A 24098-nucleotide genomic window follows, 5' to 3' on the forward strand; every position below is an offset into this window, starting at 1 on the left:
GGTCCTCAACGACGCCGTGCCGGTGGCGGTCGGTGACGCGCTGGGGGAGCGCCCGGCCGGGGGCCTCGGTGGGCGGCGGCTGCTGCACGCGGCTGCGCGGCACCCAGGTGTAGTTGGGGTCGGGCACGAAACCCGGCGGCACCACTTGCTGCGCCGGTGGCTTGGGCGCCGGCTCCGGACGGTAGGTGTCGTAGACCCACCACACGACGAAAAAAGCGACGATCAACACCAAGGTCGACGTGCGAACTCGCCCGCCGAACATGTATTGCGGCCAGCGACGGTCCGCATCCGAGTCGTCGCTGCGCTTCTCGAAGATGCTCAGGGTGAACTTCAACGCTTCTGCACCGCACCTTGCACGTCATTGTCGATTCGCTCTTCGGCGGCCTGAGCGGCCGGGACCGACGGGTCATCCACCAGGCCCACCGTCGCGTCCGCCGCAGTCACGATGCCGACACGGGCCAGCGCCCGAATGACCAGGACACGCAGTTGCCGGCCCGCCTCGAACTGCTTGCCGGGCAGGGTCCGGGCCACCAGTCGCAGGGTGACGGTGTCGACTTCGATGCTCTCCACGCCCATCACGGTGGGGGCGTCCAACAGCAAGTCCCCCAACACCGGGTTGTCCATGGCGCGATCGCATTCCTGGTGCAACACCTCGTTGACCCGGTTCAGGTCGGCGCTCGTGGACACCGGGATGTCCACCACCGCGCGCGCCCAGTCCTTGGACAGGTTGACCACCTTGACGATCTGCCCGTTCGGGATGGTCAACACTTCGCCGTCCGGCGAGCGCAGTCGGGTCACCCGCAGCGTCACGTTCTCGACGGTGCCGCTGGCCTCCGTCGCGGAAACGACGGTAAGCGTGACCAGGTCTCCGAATCCGTACTGCCTTTCGGCCAGGATGAAGAACCCGGACAGCAGGTCTCTCACCAGCTGCTGCGCACCGAAACCCAGCGCGGCGCCGACGACGGTGGCCGGCGCGACCAGTCCCCCCACCGAGAACTGCAGCACGTCGGCGATCTGCATCATCACCCAGATGCCGATGAGCACCACCGACACCCAGGAGATCACCGACGCCATAGCCTGGCGGTGTTTCGAGGCTTCCGACCGAACCAGCGCGTCGCTCTCGGCGAAGCCCAGGTTGAGCTGACGGGTCACCTGCTGCGCGACCCAGTTGACGAACCGGGCGGCCAACACCGCCACGATCAGCACCATCACGATCCGCAGACCGCGGGTGATGATCCATTGCCCGACGTCACCGCGCCAGAAGTCGTGCCAGCCCAGCGCCTTTATCGACGCGGTCGAGGCGAGAAGAGTTGTGTTAGTCGTCATCTTTTCGATTGCGCCACCGGATTCCCGCTTCCAGGAATCCGTCGATGTCTCCGTCCAGGACGGCCGCCGGATTGCCGACCTCGTACTCGGTCCGCAGATCCTTGACCATCTGATACGGGTGCAGGACGTAGGAGCGCATCTGGTTGCCCCACGAACTGCCGCCTTCGCCTTTCAATGCGTCCAGCTCCGCGCGTTCTTCGGAACGCTTGCGCTCCAACAACTTTGCCTGCAGCACGCGCATCGCCGAGATCTTGTTCTGCAGTTGCGATTTTTCGTTCTGGCAAGTCACGACGATACCCGTTGGGATGTGGGTTAAACGAACCGCCGAGTCGGTGGTGTTCACGGATTGGCCGCCGGGACCGCTGGAGCGGTAAACATCCACGCGCACATCGCCTTCCGGAATGTCGATGTGGTCGGTGGTATCCACCACGGGAAGAACCTCGACTTCGGCGAATGACGTCTGACGTCGACTTTGGTTGTCAAACGGGCTGATCCGCACCAACCGGTGGGTGCCCTGCTCGACGGACAACGTGCCGTAGGCAAACGGAGCGTGCACCGCGAAGGTCGCGCTCTTGATGCCCGCCTCCTCGGCATAAGAGGTGTCGAACACTTCGACGGGGTACTTGTGCTGCTCGGCCCACCGGATGTACATCCGCATCAGCATCTCGGCCCAGTCGGCGGCGTCCACCCCGCCGGCGCCCGATCGGATGGTGACCAGCGCCTCGCGCTCGTCGTACTCCCCCGAGAGCAGGGTGCGCACCTCGGTGGCCTCTATATCGGCGCGCAGCGCCTTGAGCTCGGCGTCCGCCTCGGCGAGCGCGTCCGCCGCGCCCTCCTCGGTCGCCAGCTCGTAGAGCACCGGCAGGTCGTCGAGGCGTCCCCGTAACTCCTCGATGCGCCGCAGCTCCCCCTGGGTGTGTGACAACTCACTGGTCACCCGCTGCGCACGGGCCTGGTCATCCCACAATTGGGGATCGGACGCCTCGTGCTCGAGCTTCTCGATCCGGCTGCGCAGACCGGCCACATCGAGCACCCGCTCCACCGTGGTCAGGGTGGAGTCAAGGGCGGCGATATCGGCTTGACGGTCGGGTTCCACAGCGGACAACGTTACCGGGAGCCGCCGAGCGCCTCGGCTCCCGGCGAGTGCTCAGGCCACGACCAGCGGTCATGCGTTTAGCATCGAGTCACGATCATGTGCGCCCCGCGCTGCGCGCCGACAGTCCACCGCGCGCTAACCGGGCACGAATAGAAGGTCGAGTATGCGCCCATACCACGTTGCAATCGTCGGCTCCGGACCGTCGGGATTCTTCGCCGCGTCATCCTTGCTGAAGGCGGCCGATGGGTCCGAGGACGTCGAGGTAGCCGTCGACATGCTGGAAATGCTGCCCACCCCGTGGGGGCTGGTGCGCTCCGGCGTGGCTCCCGACCACCCGAAGATCAAGTCGATCAGCAAGCAGTTCGAGAAGACCGCCGAAGATCCCCGCTTCCGGTTCTTCGGCAACGTGGTGGTCGGTGAGCACGTGCAATCCAGTGAGCTGGCCGAACGCTACGACGCCGTCGTCTATGCCGTCGGGGCGCAGTCCGACCGCGCGCTCAACATCCCTGGTGAGGACCTGCCGGGCAGTGTCGCCGCCGTCGACTTCGTCGGTTGGTACAACGCGCATCCCAACTTCGAGGAGGCGACGCCCGACCTCTCGGGCGCCCGCGCCGTGGTCGTCGGCAACGGCAATGTGGCGCTCGACGTGGCGCGCATCCTGGTCACCGATCCCGACGTGCTGGGCGTCACCGACATTGCCAATCACGCGCTCGAGTCGCTGCGGCCGTGCGGCGTCGAGGAAGTGGTGGTCCTCGGGCGGCGCGGGCCCCTGCAGACCGCCTTCACCACGCTCGAGCTGCGTGAGCTGGGAGACCTCGAAGGGGTTGACGTCATCGTCGACCCCGCCCAGCTGGAGGGCATCACCGACGAGGAGGCCGCCGCGGCCGGCAAAACGGCCAAGCAGAACATCAACGTGCTCCGGGGTTATGCACAGCGCGACCCGCGCCCCGGGCACCGCCGGATCGTGCTGCGATTCATGACCTCGCCGATCGAGATCAAGGGCGAGGACAGGGTGGAACGCATCGTGCTGGGCCGCAACGAACTGGTGACCGACGAGAACGGGCGGGTATCAGCCAAGGACACCGGCGACCGCGAGGAGCTGCCGGTTCAGCTGGTGGTGCGGTCGGTCGGCTACCGCGGTGTGCCGACCCCGGGGCTGCCGTTCGACGAGAAGAGCGCCACGATCCCCAATACCGCGGGCCGGGTGGACGGCAGCCGCAACGAATACGTCGTCGGTTGGATCAAGCGCGGTCCGACCGGTGTCATCGGCACCAACAAAAAGGATTCCCAGGACACCGTCGACACCCTGCTCGCCGATCTGGACCGCGCGAAAGACGGAGGTCTGGCCGAGTTCCCCGAGGACCACGCCGACAAGTTGGCAGAATGGCTCGCTTCGCGCCAGCCCAAGCTGGTGACCTCGGCGCACTGGGAGATCATCGACCGCCATGAGCGTGCGGCCGGCGAGCCGCATGGGCGCCCCCGCGTCAAGCTGCCCAACCTGGCGGAGATGCTGCGGATCAGCCACGGTTGATCAGGAGGTGACGGTGGCGAGCAGCTCGGGCGCGTCGAGCCCGGTCAGCCGCCGGTGCATGGCCCAGGCAATCCTGGCGGCCTGAACCTTCGCCCGGTCCGCGGCCGGTCCGCGGTACATGTCGTCGACCGTGCCGTGCCAGATGGTGAGCCACCGCAGGAAGTGGCGGTTGGACAGCGGGGTCCGCCGGTGAATGTCCCGGTGCGCCTGCAGCGCACTACCCCGGTAGCGTCCCGCGCGAAAGAGCACCGTCTCCCAGAAATCGCACATCGTCGGAATGTGTGAGTCCAAGCCGACGGCCCGCAGTTCGGCAAACGGCTCCGCCAACACCTCGTCGTTGAGCGCCCTTCCATAAAAGCGGCGCAGCAACGCCTCCACGTCGGCGCGGTCGCTCAGATCCGCCCCCGTTTCAACCATCGCCAGCTCCTGGATTCGTCACAGGTTGCTGCACCGGATCGCCAGCACGGAATGCGTCGCGTTGCAGGCCGGCTCAGCGGTATGACAGTCGGTGACCAACAACTGGCCCGCTTCGGGGTGGGCGCCGATGTACTGCTCCGCACTGCCCCGCACGATCGCGGACTCCACCCGGATGTCGGGATACAGCCGCGTCCATCGCGCGAGCCGTCGACTCAATTGCGCTTGCGCCGAACGCGTTCCGTCGCCGGCATCGTGCGCGTCCGCACCCTGGCATACCCAGAGCGCGCGCAGTGTCGCCCCGCGCAGCCTCGCCTCTTCGAACGCGTACCGCAGCACCATGCCGTTGCCGGCGTCGACCACGACGCTGGCGACCTTCGGAGGCGCCGACCGTCTCGCCGGCTGATGGATCACGGCCACCGGGCACTGTGCCGAGCGGGCCAAGGAGGTTGCGACGGAGGTTTCGCCGTGACAGGCATGGTTGAGGCCAATCGAACCGATACACATCATGGCCGCCGACCTAGACTCCTCGGTCAGCTTGGTCAGCGGCCTCCCGCAAACAATCTCGGTTTCGACCTTGACGCGAACGCCGGTGGCGTCGACGGACCGATGGGCGTCGGCCAGCGCCGTCCGCGCGCCGGCCAGGCGCGTCTCGCAGGCCTGTGCGGTGGGGGCGTCCTGCGGATCGACGACGCACACCAACCGCATCGGGATATCCCGGCCGGCCGCCTCATCGACCGCCCACAGAGCCGCCTGCCTCGCCGCCCTCGACCCGTCCACCCCTACGACGATTGCCGGACCCGGATAGCTATTGCTCATCACGGTCTCCTCTGCTGAGCTGTACGCGGGGAACATTCACGTCGCTCAGCCACGACCGTATGACCGGGAATGCCTCTGTCCCAGGGGCATTGGTCCCGAAATCGAGGCCATTGGCCCCTAGGGAGCGGCGAGGGCGATGTTGGCTTTGCCCCGGCACGACAACCGAATTCAGGCTTGAAGACGGGAGACTCGCAGATGGCCGCTCAACAGGCCGCTCGACAAGCATCCTCGCAGCCCCTGGTCGGCAAAGGCTGGATCCAGGGCGTCGCCCTGGTGATGATTTTCGGCTTCCTGGTCATGGGCATCCTGGCCTACCGCACGTACTCGGCGTCGATGCCGATGCCGGACAAGGTCGTCAACGAGTCGGGCCAGCTGCTGTTCACCGGCGACGACATCACCCGTGGGCAGGAGCTCTACCAGACGCGCGGCCTCATGGAATACGGCTCGGTGCTGGGGCATGGCGCCTACCTGGGGCCCGACTACACCGCGGAATACCTGCGGATGGCGACGCAGGACGTCGGCGATCAGCTGCGGGCGCAGGGGGTGGCCGATCCGCGTGACCGGGTGGTCACCGAATTTCGCACCAACCGCTACAACGGCACCACCAAAACGTTGGTGTTCACCGACCGGCAGGCCGCGGCGTTCGACCACATTCAGCGCCACTACGCCGCCTTCTTCGGCGAGAACTCGACCAAATACGGGCTGCTCCCCCAGATGATCACGGATAAGGCGCAGATCCACGACCTGACCGCGTTCTTCGCGTGGACGGCCTGGGCGGGCGCGGCCGAACGCCCCGGCCACAAGTACAGCTACACCAACAACTGGCCGGCGGAATCCCGCGTCGACAACGGGCCCACCGCGGCGGTGATCGTGTGGTCGGCGCTGTCGCTGATTGCGTTGCTGGGCGGAATCGGCGTCATGTTCGCGGTCTACGGGCGCTGGAGCCAGAAGGTCGGCTGGCACGGCGCAGAGTCGTCCACGCTTTCCTTCCGCCAGCCGGGTGAGGTGAGCCTGACGCCCGCGCAGCGTGCCACGATCTGGTTCTTCGCGATCGTGTCCGTGTTGTTCTTGGCGCAGACGCTGCTCGGCGCGGCGGCCGAGCATTACCGGGCCGACTTGTCGAACTTTTTCGGGCTGGATCTGGCCCGGGTGCTGCCGTACAACCTGGCCCGCACCTGGCATGTGCAACTGTCACTGTTCTGGACCGCGGCGGCTTTCCTGGCCGGGGGCATCTTCCTGGTGCCGTTCATCGCGCGCCGCGAGCCGCGCCGTCAGGGCTTGCTGGCCTACGTGTTGCTGGGCGCGGTCGCGGTGGTGGTGTTCGGATCGCTGATCTGCGAGGCACTCTCCATCTACGGAGTGATCCCGCATGGGCTGCTGTCCCAGCAGTGGGAGTATCTCGATCTGCCGCGGCTGTTTCAGATCCTGCTGATCATCGGCCTGTTCGTGTGGATTGCGATCATCTTCCGGGGCATGCGTGCCCGGCTCAAAGGCGAATCGAAGATGAACATGCCGTGGTTGTTCTTCTTCTCCGGGCTGGCGATCCCGGCGTTCTACACCGTCGGGCTATTGGCAAGCAGCGGCACGCATTACACCGTCGCCGAATTCTGGCGGTTCTGGGTGGTGCACCTGTGGGTCGAGGACTTCCTCGAGTTGTTCACCACGGTGATGGTGGCCTACATGTTCGTGTTGCTCGGCGTGGTGCGCGAGCGAATCGCGCTGGGCGTGATCTTCCTTGACGTCATTCTGTACTCCGCGGGCGGGGTCATCGGCACCATGCACCACCTGTACTTCTCGGGCACGCCGGTGGAACACATGGCGCTGGGCGCGTTCTTCTCGGCGGCCGAGGTCATTCCGTTGACCTTTCTCACCGTCGAGGCGTGGGCATTCCTGCAGCTGGGTTCGCGGCAGCAGTCCGGCGACAGCAAGCCCTTCCCGCATCGCTGGGCGGTCATGTTTCTGGTCGCCGTCGGATTCTGGAACTTCTTGGGGGCCGGCATTTTCGGCTTCCTGATCAACCTGCCGATCGTGTCCTACTACCAGATCGGCACCGCGCTGACCGCCAACCATGCCCACGGCGCGATGATGGGCGTCTACGGCATGCTCGCCGTCGGCCTGGCCATGTTCGCGTTCCGCTACGTGATCCCGGCCGACAAGTGGCCGGAGAAGCTGGCGCGAACCTCGTTCTGGTGCATGAACATTGGTCTCGCGTGGATGGTGTTCGTGACTCTGCTGCCGCTGGGCGTCCTGCAGCTCTACCACTCGGTCAACGACGGCTACTTCGAGGCGCGCTCCCTGGGCTACATCACCAGGCCCGGCAACGCCGTCCTGGAATGGCTCCGGCTGCCCGGCGACGTCATCCTGATCGTCGGCGGTGTGCTGCCGTTCGTCTGGATCGCATGGACGGCCTTGCGGAACTTCCGGACGGGTTCAACGGTGCAGGAGTTGCCCGAACATCCGCTGTACGTCGAAGCCCCGACCGAGCCGGAGACCGGTGCCGCGGTGTCGGCGAGGGACTGACCGGTGACTCAGCCGGCCGCCTCCGTATGGCTGATCGCCGGGTATTCCCTTGGCCTGCTGGCCATCGGGTGGAGTTTCGACTCGATGGCCCGACGGGCGTCGGCGCGCGCGGCCCGTTGGCGCACAGGCCAATTCACCTACCGCCCCGACCATGACGCCTGGGTGTGTCCACAGGACCACTGGCTGTGGCCGACTTCGTTCGATCCGCGGCACCGGGTCATGCGATATCGCGCCCAACCGGTGGTGTGCAACAGCTGTCCCGTCAAGTCCAGCTGTACGACGTCCGATCACGGCCGGGAGATCAGCCGCGAGGTGGACCCGTGGCCGCACTCGGATGCTGGGCGGTTCCACCGCGGGATCGCCTGCTGCGTGGCCGCCTTCGGCATCGTGTTGCCGCTGGCCATGTTGGTCGCCAACCACTCGGGTGCCGACGTGTTGGTCTTGACCGGCACCATCGGGGTTGTCGCGCTGCTCGGCCAGCCGCTGGTCCGCCACTTGTGGAACACCCCGTCCACTGCGCCGGAGCACCTTCCGCACCGCACCGCGCTCGAGGACCAGGCGGCCGCGGCGATAGACAGGTATTCCACCCGCTGGGGCGGCTGGGAAAGCAAGGAGGGCAAGCCAACATGACCACCGTTGTGATCGTCGTTGTCGCCGGGATTGTCGCGCTTGCCGTGCTCGCGCGGTGGTCCCTGGCAGTGCTGCGCGAGTACGAACGCGGAGTCGTCTTCCGGATGGGGCATGTGCGCCCGCTCTACGGTGCCGGGCTTCGTCTCCTTATCCCCTTTCTGGACAAGATGATCCGCGTCGACCAGCGGCTGGTGACGCTGACCATCCCCCCTCAGGAGGTGATCACCCGCGACAACGTGCCAGCCCGGGTCAACGCGGTGGTCATGTTCCAGGTGATGGAGCCGCTGAAAGCGATTCTGGCGGTGGAGAACTACGCGGTGGCCACCTCCCAGATCGCCCAGACCACGCTGCGTTCGCTGCTCGGCCGGGTCGATTTGGACACCCTGCTGGCACACCGGGAGGACCTCAACAGCGATCTGCGCACGATCATCGAAAAGCAGACCGAGCCCTGGGGCGTGCAGGTCCGGGTCGTGGAGATCAAAGACGTCGAGATTCCCGAGTCGATGCAGCGGGCGATGGCGCGCGAGGCCGAGGCCGAACGGGAACGCCGCGCGAAAGTCATCAACGCCCGCGGGGAGCTGCAGGCCTCCGAGGAGCTGCGTGAAGCGGCGGAGACACTCTCGAAGAGCCCCGCCTCGCTGCAATTGCGTTACCTGCAAACGCTGTTGGAATTGGGCGCGGACCAGAATTCAACCGTCGTCTTCCCGCTGCCGGTAGACATCATCACGCCGTTCTTGCGGCATCCGGAGGCGCTGCGGGGCATCGTCGACAACTTCAACAATCGCGGGTGACAGGTAAGCGCCACATCTGGTCCCCAGCTATGGCGTTCGCATCGCGGTAATGGCGCACCCGCCCGCGGCCGGCTGACCGGGCTACACCGGGGGCGCCTCGGAGGGTGCGAACCTCCAGTTGTCCGGATTCTTCGGCGAGTACACCACCGGAATCAACTGGCCCATGGTCGGCCATTGGTCGACGTCGACGGCCATGCGCTGATACACGGCGTGCTCGCTGACGGTGGGCCCGTTGATCACACCGGCGATGGTGACGAACTGTTCACCGGTGGCCTCCGGGCGTGGACTCACGCCGGTGACCAGCAACGTACCGTTCAGCACCTCGCCGCGCGGGCCGCGTGGCAGGAACCGCTGGGCAAGAGCGACCGCCAAGACGGCCGCCAACAGGAACAGCACACCGAATTCCCACACGCCGCCATGGTAGGGCCGTGATAGGACTGCGTCATGAGCCGGGACGATCTGACGTTGGCGCTGACGCTGGCCGACCGCGCCGACGCGCTGACGTCGGCGCGGTTCGGGGCACTCGACCTGCGCGTTGACACCAAGCCGGACCTGACCCCGGTCACCGACGCCGATCGCGCGGTGGAGACCGAGCTGCGCGAGGCGCTGGACCGCGAGCGGCCGCACGACAGCATTGTCGGCGAGGAGTTCGGCGGAACCACCACCTTCACCGGACGCCAGTGGATCATCGACCCCATCGACGGCACCAAGAACTTCGTGCGCGGCGTGCCGGTCTGGGCCAGTCTCATCGCGCTGCTCGAAGACGGTGTGCCCACGGTCGGCGTCGTCAGCGCCCCCGCTCTGCAGCGTCGGTGGTGGGCGGCGGGCGGCGACGGCGCCTTCGTCGCGGTCGACGGCGCACCGCCCCGTCGGCTCTCGGTTTCCGCTGTGGCACAACTCGATTCGGCGAGCTTGTCGTTTTCCAGCTTGTCCGGCTGGGCGCAGCGCGGCCTACGGGAACGCTTCATCTCGCTGACCGACGCGGTGTGGCGGGTGCGCGCCTTCGGCGACTTTCTCTCCTATTGCCTGGTGGCCGAGGGGGCGATCGACATCGCCACCGAACCCGAGGTGTCCGTCTGGGACCTCGCGGCCCTCGACATCCTGGTGCGCGAGGCGGGCGGGACGTTCACCGGCCTGGACGGCGTCGCGGGACCGCACCGCGGCAGCGCGGTGGCGACCAACGGGCCGCTGCACGAACTCGTGCTTCGCGGCCTCGATGCCGGCGGTCTGTGAATTAGTTAACAACTGTTCTCTGTGATCTTACTCCGGAGTAAGATAGGTTTATCCGCACTGCCCCGACTACTACAGGCTGCCGACATGACCGACACTGGCTCCGGTTCAACACAGACTTCGAAATCCGCCCGCCCGCGTCGCAAACGAAAAGACCAGCAGAGCGGGATCGGGCTGCAACCCCACAAGCGCACCGGCGTCGACATCGCCATCGCGCTGCTCACTCCGCTGATGGGCCAGGAATTCCTGGACAAGTACCGCCTGCGCGATCCGGTCAACCGGGGGCTGCAGTACGGCACCAAGACCGTCTTCTCCACCGCCGCCACTGCCTCCCGCCAGTTCAAGCGGCTGCAGAATCTGCGCGGCGGACCGACCCGGCTGAAGTCGAGCGGCAAGGACTACTTCGACCTGACGCCCGACGACGACCAGAAGATGATCGTCGAGACCCTCAGCGAATTCGCCGAGGAGGTGTTGCGGCCGGCGGCGCACGACGCCGACGAGGCGGCGACCTACCCGCCCGACCTGATCGCCAAGGCCGCCGAGTTGGGCATCACCGCGATCAACACCCCGGAGGACTTCGACGGCATCGCCGCGCACCGCTCCAGCGTGACCAACGTGCTGGTGGCCGAGGCGCTCGCCTACGGCGACATGGGTCTCGCGCTGCCGATCCTGGCCCCCGGCGGCGTGGCCGCCGCGCTGACCCACTGGGGCAGCGCGGACCAGCAGGCCACCTATCTGCACGAGTTCGCCGGCGAGAATGTTCCCCAGGCCTGCGTCACGATCGCCGAGCCGCAACCGCTGTTCGACCCCACCCGTCTGACGACCACCGCGGCGCGCACACCGAGCGGCTACCGCATCGATGGCGTGAAGTCGTTGGTCCCGGCGGCGGCCGACGCCGAGTTGTTCATCGTCGGAGCGCAGCTCGACGGCAGGCCCGCCCTGTTCATCGTCGAGTCGTCGACGAAAGGCCTTACCGTCAGGGCGGATCCGAGCATGGGTATCCGCGCGGCCGCCCTGGGCCACGTCGAGCTGTCCGGCGTCACGGTCCCGCTGAGCGCGCGGCTGGGCGAGGACGAGGCGACCGATGACGACTACTCGGAGGCCATCGCGCTGTCCCGGTTGGGCTGGGCGGCGCTGGCGGTGGGCACCTCGCACGCGGTGCTCGACTACGTCGTGCCCTACGTGAAGGAGCGCGAGGCTTTCGGCGAGCCGATCGCGCATCGTCAGGCCGTCGCATTCATGTGCGCCAACATCGCGATCGAGCTGGACGGACTCCGGCTGATCACCTGGCGTGGGGCCGCCCGCGCCGAGCAGGGCCTGCCCTTTGTCCGCGAGGCGGCGCTGGCCAAGCGGCTGGGCGCCGACAAGGGTATGCAGATCGGCCTGGACGGCGTGCAGCTGCTCGGCGGCCACGGCTTTACCAAAGAACACCCGGTCGAGCGCTGGTACCGCGACCTGCGGGCCATCGGCGTCGCCGAGGGCGTCGTAGTTATCTAACACGAGCTGAAAGTTCAACCATGGCAATCAATCTGGAACTGCCCCGCAAGCTGCAGGCGGTCGTCGTCAAGACCCATCAGGGCGCCGCGGAGCTGATGCGACCGATCGCGCGCAAGTACGACCTCAAGGAGCACGCCTACCCGGTCGAACTCGACACGCTGTACAACCTGTTCGCTGGCGCCTCGGAATCAATCGAATTCGCCGGGGCCGACAACCTGGGCGATGAAAACAAAGACCGGGACCAAAACCACAACGGCGCCAACATGGCTGCGCTGCTGCAGACCCTGGAGGCCTGCTGGGGCGACGTCGCGATGATGCTCTCGGTCCCCTACCAGGGCTTGGGCAACGCCGCCATCTCCGCGGTGGCCACCGAAGAACAGCTGGAACGCCTGGGCAAGGTGTGGGCGGCGATGGCCATCACCGAGCCGGGTTTCGGCTCCGACTCGGCGGCGGTGTCGACCACCGCCAAGCTGGACGGCGACGAGTACGTGATCAACGGCGAGAAGATCTATGTCACCGCCGGTTCGCGCGCCACCCACATCGTGGTGTGGGCCACGCTGGACAAGTCGCAGGGGCGCGCGGCGATCAAGTCGTTCATCGTCCCGCGCGAGCACCCCGGCGTCACCGTCGAGCGGCTCGAACGCAAGCTTGGCATCAAGGGCTCCGACACCGCGGCGATCCGGTTCGACAACGTCCGCATCCCCAAGGAAAACCTGCTGGGAAACCCCGAAATTGAGGTCGGCAAGGGCTTTTCGGGCGTGATGGAGACCTTCGACAACACCCGGCCCATCGTCGCGGCCATGGCGATCGGCGTCGCCCGGGCCGCCCTCGAGGAAATTCGCAAGATCCTCACCGAGGCCGGCGTGGAGATCTCCTACGACAAACCGTCGCACGCGCAGAGCGCCGCTGCGGCCGAGTTCCTGCGGATGGAGGCCGACTGGGAGGCCGCTTACCTGCTGGCGCTGCGGGCGGCGTGGCAGGCCGACAACAAGATCCCCAACTCCAAAGAGGCGTCGATGAGCAAGGCCAAGGCCGGCCGGATGGCCAGCGACGTCACCCTCAAGTCCGTCGAATTGGCTGGTACGACAGGCTATTCCGAGCAATCGATGCTGGAGAAGTGGGCGCGCGACTCCAAGATCCTGGACATCTTCGAGGGCACCCAGCAGATCCAGCAGTTGGTGGTCGCCCGCCGCCTGCTCGGGTTGTCGTCGGCCGAGCTCAAATAGCGACCGCGTTCAGCTGCTCGCGCACGTCGCCGTCGAGTTCGATGGACGCGACGTCCAGGTTCTCCTCGAGGTGTCGCACCGACGACGTTCCCGGGATCAGCAGCACGTTGGGCGCCAGGCTCAGCGTCCACGCCAACGCGACCTGCGCCGGCGTGCGTCCCAGCCGCTCGGCGGCGTCGACCACGAGTTGGTGGGTGAGCACCGGGTTGGGCCGCATGAAGGCGGCCCCCAGGGGGAAGAACGGAACGAACGCGATCCCGCGCGCCGCGCACTCGGCAAGAACCGGCGCCGACTCGCGCTGAACCAGATTGAACGCGTTTTGCACACAGGCGATTTCCGTGCGCTCGCACGCATGCCGTAGGTGTTCGCGGTTGACGTTGCTCAGCCCGATGCCGCCGATCAGGCCCTGGTCGCGGGCTTCGATCATGACCGACAGCTGGTCGTCGAACAGCTGATCCGGCCCGTCGCTTTCGAACACGCGCAGGTTGACCGCGGCCAGCTGGTCGACACCGAGGGCACGCAGGTTCGTCTCGATGTCGCGGCGCAAGTCGGACGGCGCGTCGACCGGCAGCCAGCCGCCGCTGTCGTCGCGACGGCCGCCCACCTTGCTCACCAGTGCCAGGTTCTCCGGATAGGGATGCAACGCCTCGCGGATCAGCTCGTTAGCCACGTCGGGACCGTAGAACTGGGCGGTGTCGATGTGGTCGACGCCGAGTTCGACCGCCCGCCGCAGCACGGCCAGCGCCTCGTCGCGGTCCCGGGGCGGCCCGAACGCGTTCGGGCCCGGCAACTGCATGGCGCCGAAGCCCACCCGGGAGACCGAAAAGCGACCGAGTGGAAAGGAATCCATACCGTGAGGTTAGCGTCGAGGCATGGACACGTTTCAAGCGCTCGTCGCTCGCGAAGATGGTGACCGGATAACCGCGTCGGTCGAGACTTTGAGTCAGTCGGACCTGCCGGCGGGTGAGGTGACGATCCGGGTGCTCTATTCAAGCGTCAACTACAAGGACGCGCTCGCGCTGACCCCCGGCGGCGGCGTGGTGCGCAGCTACCCCGTGGTGCCGGGTATCGACCTGACCGGCGAGGTCGTCGAGTCGCAGTCACCCGACTTCAGCGTCGGCGAGAAGGTTTTGGCCCACGGGTACCAGATCGGCACCGGCCACCACGGCGGCTACGCCGAATACGCGAGACTGCCGGCCGACCAGGTCGTTGCCCTCGGCGCATTGAGCCCGCACGAGGGCGCCGCGATCGGCACCGCCGGCTTCACCGCCGCGATGAGCGTGCAGGCGCTGATCGACTGGGGCATCGAACCCGGCGCCGGTTCGGTGGTCGTCACCGGCGCCTCCGGCGGTGTCGGCTCCGTCAGCGTGGACCTGTTGGCCGCCAAGGGGTATCGGGTGGTCGCCTCGACCGGCAAGGAGGGGGCGGCCGAGCTGCTGAAAGAGCTTGGCGCCGCGGAGGTTATCGGCCGGCTGCCGGAAGACCCCGACGCCAAACCTCGGCCGTTGGCCAAGGCGCGCTGGGCGGCCGCGGTGGACTGCGTCGGCGGGGCGACCCTGGCCGACGTGCTGAGCACCGTCGACTACGGCGGTGCGGTGGCCTGTAGCGGCCTCACGGGTGGCCCGGGATTGAAGACCACGGTGATGCCGTTCATCCTGCGCGGCATCGCTCTGCTCGGGATGGATTCGGTGCAGATGCCGATCGGCCCGCGCCGCAAACTGTGGGCGCTGCTGGGCGATTCATTGCGGCCGCGTCATCTCGACGCACTCACCAGCGACGTTGACATCAAAGATGTGGTCGATGTGCTGGACCAGGTGCGGGCCGGCAAGTTCACCGGGCGGGCGGTGGTGCGGGTCGCGGGCGGATTCTGAGCCGGCAGTAGGCTGACCGACCATGCGAGCTGCACGGGTGATTCGGCTGGACGGTCCGGACGCGGTCGAGGTGGCGGAGATCGACGAACCGTCGGGTGACGGCGTGGTCGTCGATGTGTACGCCGCCGGTGCCGCCTTCCCCGACGCCCTACTGACCCGGGGCCTGTACCAGTACCGCCCCGAGCCGCCGTTCGTGCTGGGAGCCGAGATCGCCGGTGTCGTGCGTTCGGCGCCGGATGGCGCACACGTGCGGGCCGGCGACCGGGTCGTCGGACTGACGATGCTGTCCGGCGGCATGGCCGAGGTCGCGATCCTGCAACCCGACCGGGTGTTCAAGCTCCCCGACAACGTCAGTTTCGAGGCGGGCGCCGGCCTGCTGTTCAACGACCTCACGGTGTACTTCGCCCTGACCGTGCGCGGCCGGCTGGCCCAGGGCGAGACGGTGCTGGTGCACGGCGCCGCCGGCGGCATCGGGACCTCGACGCTGCGGCTGGCATCGTTGCTCGGGGCGTCGCGCACCATCGCGGTCGTCAGCACCGAACAGAAGGCGGACGTCGCGACCGCCGCCGGGGCCACCGATGTGGTGCTGGCCGACGGGTTCAAGGACGCGGTCAAGGAGCTCACCGGCGGCCGCGGCGTCGACGTCGTGCTCGACCCGGTCGGCGGCGACCGGTTCACCGACTCGCTACGCTCGCTCGCCCCGGGCGGCCGGCTGCTGGTCGTGGGTTTCACCGGCGGCGACATCCCCACCGTGAAGGTGAACCGGTTGCTGCTCAACAACATTGACGTGGTCGGCGTGGGCTGGGGCGCCTGGACGGCGACGCATCCGAACGCGCTGGCCGAGCAGTGGGCCGGACTGGAGAAGTTGCTCGCCTCGGGTCAGTTGGCTCCGCCCAACCCTGAGGTCTATCCCCTGGACGACGCCGCCGCGGCGGTCGCGTCCCTGGAGAACCGCACCGCCAAGGGCAAGGTCGTGGTGCGCGTCCGCGACTGACGCGATGGGCCGTTGATCGGCGACACATAAACGTCGGCGAAGACACGCCGAATCGGGTCGCAACGGATTATGTCTCGCGGACGGCGCCGGCCCTTGTGCGGCACGGAAACAAAAAGTAATGTCACTTTCAGTTTTATCCGTCGTCCGAGCCGGAGGTCAGCCATGGAATCCTTCGTCCACTTGCGAAAAGGGAAGACACCGCGCCGCCTGCACGCAGACCTCGACGGGCTCAAGGACGACGAGCTGGGCCGGGGCGGATTCACCGGACGCACGGCGAACCTCTACCGCCGCCACGACCCCACCGCCTACCGGTCGGTCGGCCCGCTGCGCCCCGTCGACGTGCTGGCCGGCCAGCTCAAGCCCAGCGACGCCACCGACGCCGGCGGCGGTCCCCTGCTGATGTTCAGCAACGCCGACTGCCGAATCCTGTTGAGCCGCCGCCACGAGCCGATGCCGTTCTACACCCGCCATGTCGACGGCGACCTGCTGTGCTTCGTCCACCAGGGCGCCGGCCTGATCGAAACGGAGTTCGGGCCACTGCGCTACTCCGACGGCGACTGGGTCTACATCCCGAAGGCGTGCACCAGGCGCCAGGTGCCCGACAGCGAAACCACCCTGCTGATGGTCGAGGCCACCGACGAGTTCCGGGTGCCGCCGGCCGGGCCGCTGGGCCGCCACTTCCCGTTCGACCCGTCGCAGATGACCATCCCCGACCCTGCACCCATCGAGGACGACGGCAGGGACGAGTACGAGGTCCGGCTCATCCATGAAGGTGGCCCCACAACGCTGTTCTACCAACACAATCCGCTCGACATCGAAGGCTGGCGCGGCGACAACTTCCCGTTCACGTTCAACATCGCCGACTACAACGTGGTCACCTCCGACAGCGTCCACCTGCCGCCGACGGTCCATCTGTTCATGCAGGCCACCGGCGTCTACGTGATGAATTTCCTGCCGAAACCCGCCGAAGGCGTCGCCGGCACCGAGCGCACCCCGTGGTATCACCGCAATGTCGACTATGACGAGATCGCCTTCTTCCACGGCGGCTCGCTCTACGGCATCCCGATGCCCCCCGGCCTGATTTCCCATGCGCCGCAAGGCGTCCACCACGGCGCACCGGAGAAGGCGCGGGAACGGGCGCGCCGCAAGTTCGATGATTACTCCCGCGTCGATTGGCAAGTGATCGCCGTCGATACCCGCCGACGCCTGACCCCCTCGCCCGAGGTGCTGGCCCACGACCTAGGACAACACTGACCATGACGACCCGCCACGAATACGAGCGAATCCCCTATCTCGTTGCTTTCCAGAACAATTCCGCTGTCCGCGACGTCTACGGCGGCCTGGCCGAGATCACGGTGCTGGAGAGCTACCTGCTCAGGCCGGTGGACAAGCCGTCGGACACCGTGCTGGTGTTCATGCACCCGATCGGCGGCGGGGCCTACCTGCCGATGATCAACGCACTGGCCCGGGCAGGCCATCACGTCATCTACTGCAACAGCCGGTTCCGCGGCACCGATTCCGCGCTGCTGATGGAGAAGGTGGTCGAGGATCTCGGCGAGTGCATCAAGGACGCCAAGAAGCGGCTGGGTTACGAGAAGGTGGTGCTGGCCGGCTGGAGCGGCGGCGGCTCGCTGTCGATGTTCTACCAGCAGCAGGCCCAGCACCCGACCATCACCTCGAGCCCGTCGGGCGACGGCCCCGACCTGACCGCCCTGGACCTGATCCCCGCCGACGGCATCATGCTGCTGGCGGCGCACATCAGCCGGCACGGCACGCTGACCGAATGGCTCGACGCCTCGATCCTCGACGAATCCGACCCCACCAAACGCGATCCCGAGCTCGACCTGTACAACCCGGATAACCCGAACCAGCCGCCATACAGCCAAGAATTCCTGGCCCGCTACCGCAATGCACAGATCGAACGCAACCGCCGCATCACCGCGTGGGTCAAGGGCAAGCTCGCCGAACTGAAGGCCGCCGGACGTCCCGACGAGGAGTTCTGTTTCGTAGTGCACGGCACCATGGCCGACCCGCGCTGGCTGGACCCGACCGTCGATCCCAACGAACGCACCCCGGGAACCTGTTACCTGGGGGATCCTCAGGTGGTGAACATGAGCCCGGTCGGGCTGGCCCGCTTCTCGACGTTGCGCGGCTGGCTCTCGCAATGGAGTTACGACGACGCCCGCGGCGACGGGGTGGCCTGCGGCGCCGACATCGCCGTCCCTGCGTTGGTGATCGGCAACCTGGCCGACGACGCCTGCACGCCCAGCCACACGCGGCGGCTCTTCAACGCGATCGGGCATCATGACAAAGAGATGCACGAAATCCCCGGCGCCACCCACTATTACGCGGGCCTCGATCAGCGCGACAAGCTGCGCGCGGCCGTCGACATCGCGACCGACTGGCTGGTCCGCCACGACTTCGCGGGGGCGCAGTGACACCCACCGGACCGCTGGAGGGGGTCCGGGTGCTCGAGCTGGGCACGCTGATCGCGGGCCCCTTCGCCGGACGGCTGCTGGGCGACATGGGCGCCGACGTCATCAAGGTGGAACCCCCCGGCGCCCCGGACCCGTTGCGCACCTGGGGCCAGGCCGAGCTCGACGGGCAGCACGTCTTCTGGACGGTGCACGCGCGCAACAAGAGAGCGATCACCCTCGACCTGCGCCGGCCACGTGGCCGTGAACTGTTCTGCGACCTCGTCGAGAAGTCCGACATCATCGTGGAGAACTTCCGCCCGGGGACGCTCGAAAAATGGGAGCTGGGTTACGACGTGCTGAGCGCCCGCAACCCGGGAATCATCCTGGTTCGGGTGTCGGGCTACGGCCAGACCGGCCCCGACGCCCACAAGGCCGGGTATGCCTCGGTGGCCGAGGCGGCCAGCGGGCTGCGCCATCTCAACGGCTTCCCCGGCGGGCCGCCGCCCAGGCTGGCGCTATCGCTGGGCGACACCCTGGCCGGCATGTTCGGCGCCCAGGGAGCGATGGCGGCGCTGTACCGTCGCAGCATTACCGGGCGCGGCCAGGTGGTGGACGTCGCACTGACCGAATCCTGTTTGGCCGTACAGGAATCCACCATCCCCGACTACGACGTCGGCGGCGTGGTGCGCGGGCCGTCGGGCACCCGGCTCGAGGGCATCGCGCCGTCCAACATCTACCGCAGCGCCGACGGCTCGTGGGTGGTGATCGCCGCCAACCAGGACACCGTCTTCGCCCGGCTGTGCAAGGCGATGGGGCGCCCGGAGCTGGCCATCGACGACCGGTTCGCTACGCACCGCGCGCGCGGCCGCAATCAGGATGAACTCGACGAGATCATCGGCGCGTGGGCCACGGACCGCCAGCCGGGCGACATCATCGAAACCCTCAGCGCCGCAGGGGTGATAGCCGGGCCGATCAACACGGTCGCGGAGGTGGTCGACGACCCGCAACTGCGGGCCCGCGGCATGCTGGTCGAACACTTCGATGAAAGGCTCGGGCGGGACGTTCTGGGGCCGGGCATCGTGCCGGTGCTGTCGGAATCGCCGGGCCGCGTGCGCAACGCCGGGCCCGCCCGTCCGGGCCAGCACAACGACGACGTCTACATCGGGCTGCTGGGCAAGACCGCGGCGGAACTCGAAGAGTTACGGGCCGAGGAGGTGCTGTGAACGCACACGTGGTCATCCGCGAGGTCGCGCTGCGCGACGGCCTGCAGATCGAAACGCCGATTCCGTTGTCGGCCAAGCTCGAACTGCTGGCCGCGGTCGCCGCGACCGGGGTCCGCGAGGTGGAGGCCACGGCGTTCGTCTCGCCGTCGAAAGTGCCGTCGATGGCCGACGCCGCCGAGCTCGCCGCCCACCTGCACGACTACCCCGACATCGAGTTCTCCGCCCTGGTGGCCAGCCCGAACGGCGCCAAGCGCGCCGTCGCGGCGGGGCTGCGCTCGATCGAGTACGTGGTCGCCGCCGACGACACGTTCAGTCAGGCCAACGTCGGGCGGACCAGCGCCGAGGCCACCAAGACGATCGACGAGATCGTCGCCATCGCGCACGGCGCTGACGTCACCGTCGAGGTTGTCATCGCCACCGCGTGGGACTCGCCATTCGAGGGACCTACCCCGCCCGAGCGCGTGCTCGACATCGCCGCGGCCGCGCGCGACCGGGGCGCCGACCGCCTTTCCATCGCCGACACGATCGGCACCACCACCCCGGGGCGCGTGAGTTCGCTTATCGCGCAACTGCGTCCGGTGATCGGCGACCTGCCGCTGGGCGGGCATTTCCACAACACCCGCGGCTCGGGGCTGGCCAGCGCCTACGCCGCGGTCAGCTCCGGGGTGACCCGGCTCGACTCCTCCGTCGGCGGGCTGGGCGGCTGCCCGTTCGCCCCGGGTGCCACCGGCAACATCGCCACCGAGGATCTGGTGTACCTGCTGCGCGACAGCGGCATCGACGTCGACGTCGACCTGCAGGCCGCCATCGCCGCGGCGGACGTCGCCAAATCCGTTGTCGGCCACGATCTGCCGAGCGCCCTGCTGCGCGCCGGCGACCGGATGCGGACCTGATGCCCGCACCGGAAGCGCGCACCGCCAAGGGCCGCCAGACCAGGCAGGCCATCGAGCTGGCCGCCCGAAAGCTGTTCGCCGAGCGCGGCTTTCACGGGACCACGCTGGCCGACATCACGTCGGCTGCCGGCAAGTCGCCCGCGGTGTTCTACCGGTACTTCGCCGACAAGGAAGACCTGCTCGCCGCCCTCGCGGAGTCCTTCCTGCACGATGTCGTGACGCCGTCGGGTTTGAGTCTCGAGTTACCGGACTCTCCGGAGGACGACGCCTTCTTCACCTCCGTGGTCACCGGGTACTGGAACATGTTCAAACAAAACATCGGCATCATGATCGCCGTGGCCCAGCTGGCCGCCACCCAGCGGCGCTTCGCGGCCGTCCAGAACGAATTCCGCCGCTTCGGCATGGACATCGTCGCCGCCTCCGTTCGCCGCGCCCAGGAGCAGGGCTACGGAACCGAGCTCGACCCGCAACACACCGCGGCGGCCATCGCGCTGCTGTTCGAGAACTTCACCACCGTCTTCGTCGGTCCCTCCAACCTGGGCATCAAAATCAGCGACGAGGACGCCATCGCCACCCTGTCGACGATCTGGAAGAAAACCCTCTACGGCGCTTGAGCCTTTTCGAAGGAGAAAACTGTGGATTTCACACTCCCCGAACACCTTCCGGGTCTGCTCGCGCAGATGGACGAATTCATCGAGGCGGAGATCAAACCGCTGGAGCGTGACCACATCCAGTACTTCGACAAGCGCCGCGAACATGCCCGCACCGACTGGGACAACGACGGCATCCCGACGCGCGAATGGGAGGATCTGCTCGCGGAGATGCGCAGGCGGGCCGACCAGGCGGGCTGGCTGCGGTACGGGCTGCCGGCGTCGCTGGGCGGCCGGGACGGCACCAACGTCGACATGGCGGTCATCCGGGAGCACCTGGCGCACAAGGGCCTCGGCCTGCACAACGACCTGCAGAACGAATCCTCGATCGTCGGCAACTTCCCGCAGGTGATCATGATGGAGCGCTTCGGCACCGACGAGCAGCGACGGCTCTGGTCCGAAGCGCTGATCACCGGGGAACGCTCGATGGCGTTCGGGCTGACCGAGCCCCAGCACGGCTCGGACGCGACGTGGCTGGAGACGCGCGCGCAGCCCGACGGCTCGGAACCTGGAGGGTGGGTGATCAACGGCGCCAAGCGATTCAACACCGGGGTCCACCGCGCGACCCACGACCTGGTGTTCGCGCGCACCTCCGGAGAGCCCGGGCAGGCGCGGGGCATCACGGCGTTCCTGGTGCCGACGGATGCGCCCGGGTTCACCGTCCCCTACTACTGGTGGACGTTCAACATGCCGACCGACCATGGCGAAGTTCAGTTGACCGACGTCCGCGTCCCCGCCGACGCGGTGCTCGGTGAGGTGGACCGCGGCCTGGAGGTCGCGCAGACGTTCCTGCACGAGAACAGGATTCGGCAGGCGGCCAGCAGCCTGGGCGCGGCCCAGTACTGCATCGACCGCGCCGCCGAATACGCCGGCAAACGGACCGTCTTCGGCAAGCCGCTGTCGGTCAACCAGGCGGTGCAATGGCCGCTGGCCGAATTGCAAACCGAAGCGCAGATGGTGCGGCTGCTGGTGGCCTATGCCGCCTGGCATCTGGACCGGGACCACCACATGGAGGTCTCGGACAAGGTGTCGATGGCCAACTACCGCGCCAACCGACTCGTCTGCGACGCCGCCGACCGGGCCATGCAGATCTTCGGTGGCCTCGGCTACAGCCGGCACGAGCCGTTCGAGCACATCTACCGCCACCACCGTCGCTACCGGATCACCGAGGGAGCCGAGGAGATCCAGATTCGCCGGGTGGCGCAGCGGCTGTTTAAGTTTGGCAAGTGACATCGACCGAGGAGTTGGCCCCCCAGATCGCCGCGGCGCTGGCGCCGGTCCTCGGTGCCGATGTCGCGATTGAGAACCTGCGCGTGCTGACCGGGGGCGCCAGCCGCTCCACGTGGGCGTTCAACGCGGTCGCCGGGGAGCGACGCCACGCGCTGATCCTGCGCACCGGCGCGCCCGACGACGTCCACGCCGGCATGGAGCTGGAGGCACGCGCCCAGGCCGCCGCCGCGGCGGCGGGCGCACCGGTCCCCCACGTCCTCATCGCCGACGATTCGGTTGCCGCACTGGGCAATCCGTTTCTGATCTGCGACGAGATCGCGGGCGAGACCATCGTCCGGCGCATTCAGCGTCAGCTCGACGCCGCGGGCGGGCAGGCGGCCCGCGGGCAGCTGCTGCGGCAATGCGCGCAGGCCCTGGCCGCCATCCACCGCGCCGACCCGAACATTCCCGGCCTAACCCGCGAGGACCCGCTCACGCAGTGGCGTGAGCGGCTCGACGCCATGGGTGACACCACGGCCACCTTCGAATGGGCGTTTCGCTGGCTGGGCGCCAACCGGCCCGAGCCGTCGGCGGACGTCCTCGTGCACGGGGATTACCGCATGGGCAACCTCATCGTCGACGGGTCCCGCCTCGCCGCCGTCCTCGACTGGGAGCTGGTACACCGCGGCGACCCGTACGACGACCTGGCCTGGTTCTGCATCCGCGCCTGGCGCTTCGGCGCCCCGGCCAACCTCGGCGCCGGCGGGCTCGGCAGCATCGAAAGCTTCCTGCACGCCTACGAGCAGGCCGGCGGGACTAGCGTCGACCGGGTGGCGTTTCACTGGTGGCTGGTGCTGGCCACGCTGCGCTGGGGCGTCATCTGCCGCTACCAGGCGGAGCGGCATTTGAGCGGGCAGTTCCGCTCGGTGGAGCTGGCCACGATCGGCCGCCGCGTGTGCGAGACCGAGTGGGACCTGCTCGACCTGCTCGAAGGGGCGGCCTGATGATCGGCGCATACGGGCGCCCGCTCGCCGCCGAGCTGGTGGCCGCGGTGGCCGAATTCCTGGAGAACGACGTGCGGGCGGCGACCAGCGGGCAGGTCAACTTCCATGCGAGGGTGGCCGCCAACGCGCTGCGCATCGTGGAGCGCGAGCTGCTCGACGAGAGCGAGGCCGAATCCCGCGAAGCGCTGGCCGACCTCGGGTTCGCCGACGAGGAGGAGCTGGCCGCCGCGATTCGGGCCGGCGAGATGGACGGGCGGGCCCTGGAAGTCACCGCCTGCCTGCGCACGTTGGTGCGGCGCCGGGTGGCCGCCGCCCACCCCGGATATGCCAGCGAATAGGAGCGAGATCATGGCCGGTGCGAGCGCGGAAATCGTTGCCGACGCGGCAGACCGCCTGTTCACGGCGATCGAAAAGGGTGACTTCGCGGCGGTTGACCGGATGTGGAGCGACGACATCGCGGTGTGGCGAGTCGGCGCGCGCCGCGATGACGGCAAGGCCCGCGCGCTGCGGGTCATCAACTGGTTCATCACCGCGACCACCGAGCGCCATTACGAAATCCTGGACCGGCGATTCTTCGAGGGCGGCTTCGTTCAGCAGCACATCCTGCACGCCACCGGCCATGCCGGCCAATCGATCTCGATGCGGGTCTGCATCGTGATCAGGGTGGCCAGCGACGGCCGGCTGGACCGGATCGACGAGTACTTCGACCCCGCCGAGATCGCGCCGTTGATGGATTAGGCGTTAGATTCGCCACGAG

Annotated in this window: 24 protein-coding genes and 1 pseudogene; 18 read left to right on the forward strand and 7 right to left on the reverse strand. The window is 67.7% G+C overall.

The genetic code is table 11. From position 1 onward, the window contains the following. The 3 genes and pseudogenes from A5756_RS02690 to prfB form a co-directional block, all read right to left on the reverse strand. Positions 1 to 334 (reverse strand): annotated as a pseudogene (locus A5756_RS02690) (hypothetical protein); the annotation flags it as partial. Continuing rightward, entirely contained in the window at positions 331 to 1326 is a 996-nt protein-coding gene (locus A5756_RS02695) for a mechanosensitive ion channel family protein (RefSeq protein WP_066946526.1), read from the reverse strand. The gene A5756_RS02695 and the pseudogene A5756_RS02690, both read right to left, overlap by 4 nt. Continuing rightward, positions 1316 to 2422 carry a peptide chain release factor 2 gene (prfB, locus tag A5756_RS02700; RefSeq protein WP_066946531.1) on the reverse strand — a complete coding sequence of 369 codons (1107 nt, stop codon included), beginning with the start codon at positions 2420 to 2422 and terminating at the stop codon, positions 1316 to 1318. Before prfB ends, A5756_RS02695 begins: the two co-directional genes overlap by 11 nt. Before the next feature lie 163 nt (positions 2423 to 2585). Between prfB and A5756_RS02705 the strand changes: the two genes are divergently transcribed. Continuing rightward, the gene (locus A5756_RS02705) at positions 2586 to 3953 is read left to right on the forward strand and encodes an FAD-dependent oxidoreductase (RefSeq protein WP_066946534.1); all 1368 of its coding nucleotides are present in this window, start codon (positions 2586 to 2588) and stop codon (positions 3951 to 3953) included. Here the strand turns inward: A5756_RS02705 and A5756_RS02710 are convergent, their stop codons facing one another. Together A5756_RS02710 and A5756_RS02715 are read right to left on the reverse strand one after the other, a co-directional pair. Then, the gene (locus A5756_RS02710; protein ID WP_066946538.1) at positions 3954 to 4370 is read right to left on the reverse strand and encodes a group III truncated hemoglobin; all 417 of its coding nucleotides are present in this window, start codon (positions 4368 to 4370) and stop codon (positions 3954 to 3956) included. It lies immediately after the preceding gene. A gap of 18 nt (positions 4371 to 4388) precedes the next feature. Next, entirely contained in the window at positions 4389 to 5186 is a 798-nt protein-coding gene (locus A5756_RS02715) for a universal stress protein (protein WP_066946779.1), read from the reverse strand. Between the two features lie 195 nt (positions 5187 to 5381). On the opposite strand from A5756_RS02715, the gene A5756_RS02720 reads away from it, so the two are divergent. From A5756_RS02720 to A5756_RS02730, 3 genes are read left to right on the forward strand one after another with little or no spacing between them, the layout of a single operon-like run. Next, on the forward strand, positions 5382 to 7706 hold the full coding sequence (locus tag A5756_RS02720; RefSeq protein WP_066946542.1) for a nitric-oxide reductase large subunit: 2325 nt from the start codon (positions 5382 to 5384) through the stop codon (positions 7704 to 7706). A gap of 3 nt (positions 7707 to 7709) precedes the next feature. Continuing rightward, positions 7710 to 8336, forward strand: coding sequence for a hypothetical protein (locus tag A5756_RS02725; RefSeq protein WP_066946545.1), 627 nt, complete (start codon positions 7710 to 7712; stop codon positions 8334 to 8336). After that, a complete protein-coding gene (locus tag A5756_RS02730; protein ID WP_066946548.1) occupies positions 8333 to 9127 on the forward strand; it encodes a slipin family protein in 795 nt (264 codons plus the stop codon). The genes A5756_RS02725 and A5756_RS02730 overlap by 4 nt, the downstream gene beginning before the upstream one ends. An 81-nt stretch (positions 9128 to 9208) precedes the next feature. Here A5756_RS02730 and A5756_RS02735 read toward each other — a convergent pair whose 3' ends face one another. Then, a complete protein-coding gene (locus tag A5756_RS02735) occupies positions 9209 to 9538 on the reverse strand; it encodes a hypothetical protein (RefSeq protein ID WP_066946551.1) in 330 nt (109 codons plus the stop codon). 33 nt (positions 9539 to 9571) lie between these two features. Between A5756_RS02735 and hisN the strand changes: the two genes are divergently transcribed. The 3 genes from hisN to A5756_RS02750 all read left to right on the forward strand — a co-directional run bounded on the left by hisN (position 9572) and on the right by A5756_RS02750 (position 13080). Continuing rightward, the gene (hisN, locus tag A5756_RS02740) at positions 9572 to 10360 is read left to right on the forward strand and encodes a histidinol-phosphatase (RefSeq protein WP_066946554.1); all 789 of its coding nucleotides are present in this window, start codon (positions 9572 to 9574) and stop codon (positions 10358 to 10360) included. Between the two features lie 84 nt (positions 10361 to 10444). Further along, positions 10445 to 11854 carry an acyl-CoA dehydrogenase family protein gene (locus A5756_RS02745; RefSeq protein ID WP_066946558.1) on the forward strand — a complete coding sequence of 470 codons (1410 nt, stop codon included), beginning with the start codon at positions 10445 to 10447 and terminating at the stop codon, positions 11852 to 11854. 20 nt (positions 11855 to 11874) lie between these two features. Then, the gene (locus A5756_RS02750) at positions 11875 to 13080 is read left to right on the forward strand and encodes an acyl-CoA dehydrogenase family protein (protein WP_066946562.1); all 1206 of its coding nucleotides are present in this window, start codon (positions 11875 to 11877) and stop codon (positions 13078 to 13080) included. On the opposite strand, the gene A5756_RS02755 is transcribed toward A5756_RS02750, so the two are convergent. After that, positions 13073 to 13930 (reverse strand): oxidoreductase, encoded by an 858-nt coding sequence (locus tag A5756_RS02755; protein ID WP_066946565.1) that lies wholly within the window; start codon positions 13928 to 13930, stop codon positions 13073 to 13075. The genes A5756_RS02750 and A5756_RS02755 overlap by 8 nt on opposite strands. A gap of 22 nt (positions 13931 to 13952) precedes the next feature. Between A5756_RS02755 and A5756_RS02760 the strand changes: the two genes are divergently transcribed. The 11 genes from A5756_RS02760 to A5756_RS02810 all read left to right on the forward strand — a co-directional run bounded on the left by A5756_RS02760 (position 13953) and on the right by A5756_RS02810 (position 24079). Beyond that, a complete protein-coding gene (locus tag A5756_RS02760; protein WP_066946568.1) occupies positions 13953 to 14951 on the forward strand; it encodes an acryloyl-CoA reductase in 999 nt (332 codons plus the stop codon). 22 nt (positions 14952 to 14973) lie between these two features. Further along, positions 14974 to 15945, forward strand: a complete 972-nt coding sequence (locus tag A5756_RS02765; RefSeq protein ID WP_066946571.1) for an NADPH:quinone oxidoreductase family protein — start codon at positions 14974 to 14976, stop codon at positions 15943 to 15945. 162 nt (positions 15946 to 16107) lie between these two features. Beyond that, positions 16108 to 17199: a homogentisate 1,2-dioxygenase gene (locus A5756_RS02770; protein ID WP_066946574.1), complete on the forward strand. Its 1092-nt coding sequence runs from the start codon at positions 16108 to 16110 to the stop codon at positions 17197 to 17199. Positions 17200 to 17201: 2 nt separating this feature from the next. After that, positions 17202 to 18383 carry an alpha/beta fold hydrolase gene (locus A5756_RS02775; protein WP_066946577.1) on the forward strand — a complete coding sequence of 394 codons (1182 nt, stop codon included), beginning with the start codon at positions 17202 to 17204 and terminating at the stop codon, positions 18381 to 18383. After that, positions 18380 to 19585 carry a CaiB/BaiF CoA-transferase family protein gene (locus A5756_RS02780; protein WP_066946581.1) on the forward strand — a complete coding sequence of 402 codons (1206 nt, stop codon included), beginning with the start codon at positions 18380 to 18382 and terminating at the stop codon, positions 19583 to 19585. Before A5756_RS02775 ends, A5756_RS02780 begins: the two co-directional genes overlap by 4 nt. Next, positions 19582 to 20478, forward strand: coding sequence for a hydroxymethylglutaryl-CoA lyase (locus tag A5756_RS02785; RefSeq protein WP_066946584.1), 897 nt, complete (start codon positions 19582 to 19584; stop codon positions 20476 to 20478). The genes A5756_RS02780 and A5756_RS02785 overlap by 4 nt, the downstream gene beginning before the upstream one ends. Continuing rightward, positions 20478 to 21092: a TetR/AcrR family transcriptional regulator gene (locus A5756_RS02790; RefSeq protein ID WP_082948265.1), complete on the forward strand. Its 615-nt coding sequence runs from the start codon at positions 20478 to 20480 to the stop codon at positions 21090 to 21092. Before A5756_RS02785 ends, A5756_RS02790 begins: the two co-directional genes overlap by 1 nt. A 21-nt stretch (positions 21093 to 21113) precedes the next feature. Next, a complete protein-coding gene (locus A5756_RS02795) occupies positions 21114 to 22358 on the forward strand; it encodes an acyl-CoA dehydrogenase family protein (RefSeq protein WP_066946587.1) in 1245 nt (414 codons plus the stop codon). Further along, positions 22355 to 23341, forward strand: a complete 987-nt coding sequence (locus A5756_RS02800; RefSeq protein ID WP_066946591.1) for a phosphotransferase family protein — start codon at positions 22355 to 22357, stop codon at positions 23339 to 23341. The genes A5756_RS02795 and A5756_RS02800 overlap by 4 nt, the downstream gene beginning before the upstream one ends. Beyond that, positions 23341 to 23679, forward strand: a complete 339-nt coding sequence (locus A5756_RS25765; RefSeq protein ID WP_066946595.1) for a DUF6285 domain-containing protein — start codon at positions 23341 to 23343, stop codon at positions 23677 to 23679. The genes A5756_RS02800 and A5756_RS25765 overlap by 1 nt, the downstream gene beginning before the upstream one ends. Before the next feature lie 10 nt (positions 23680 to 23689). Then, positions 23690 to 24079 (forward strand): nuclear transport factor 2 family protein, encoded by a 390-nt coding sequence (locus A5756_RS02810; protein WP_066946598.1) that lies wholly within the window; start codon positions 23690 to 23692, stop codon positions 24077 to 24079. The last annotated feature ends 19 nt before the right edge of the window (positions 24080 to 24098 follow it).

Origin of the sequence: Mycobacterium sp. 852002-53434_SCH5985345 (assembly GCF_001667155.1) — a bacterium.
Taxonomy (GTDB): Bacteria; Actinomycetota; Actinomycetes; order Mycobacteriales; family Mycobacteriaceae; genus Mycobacterium.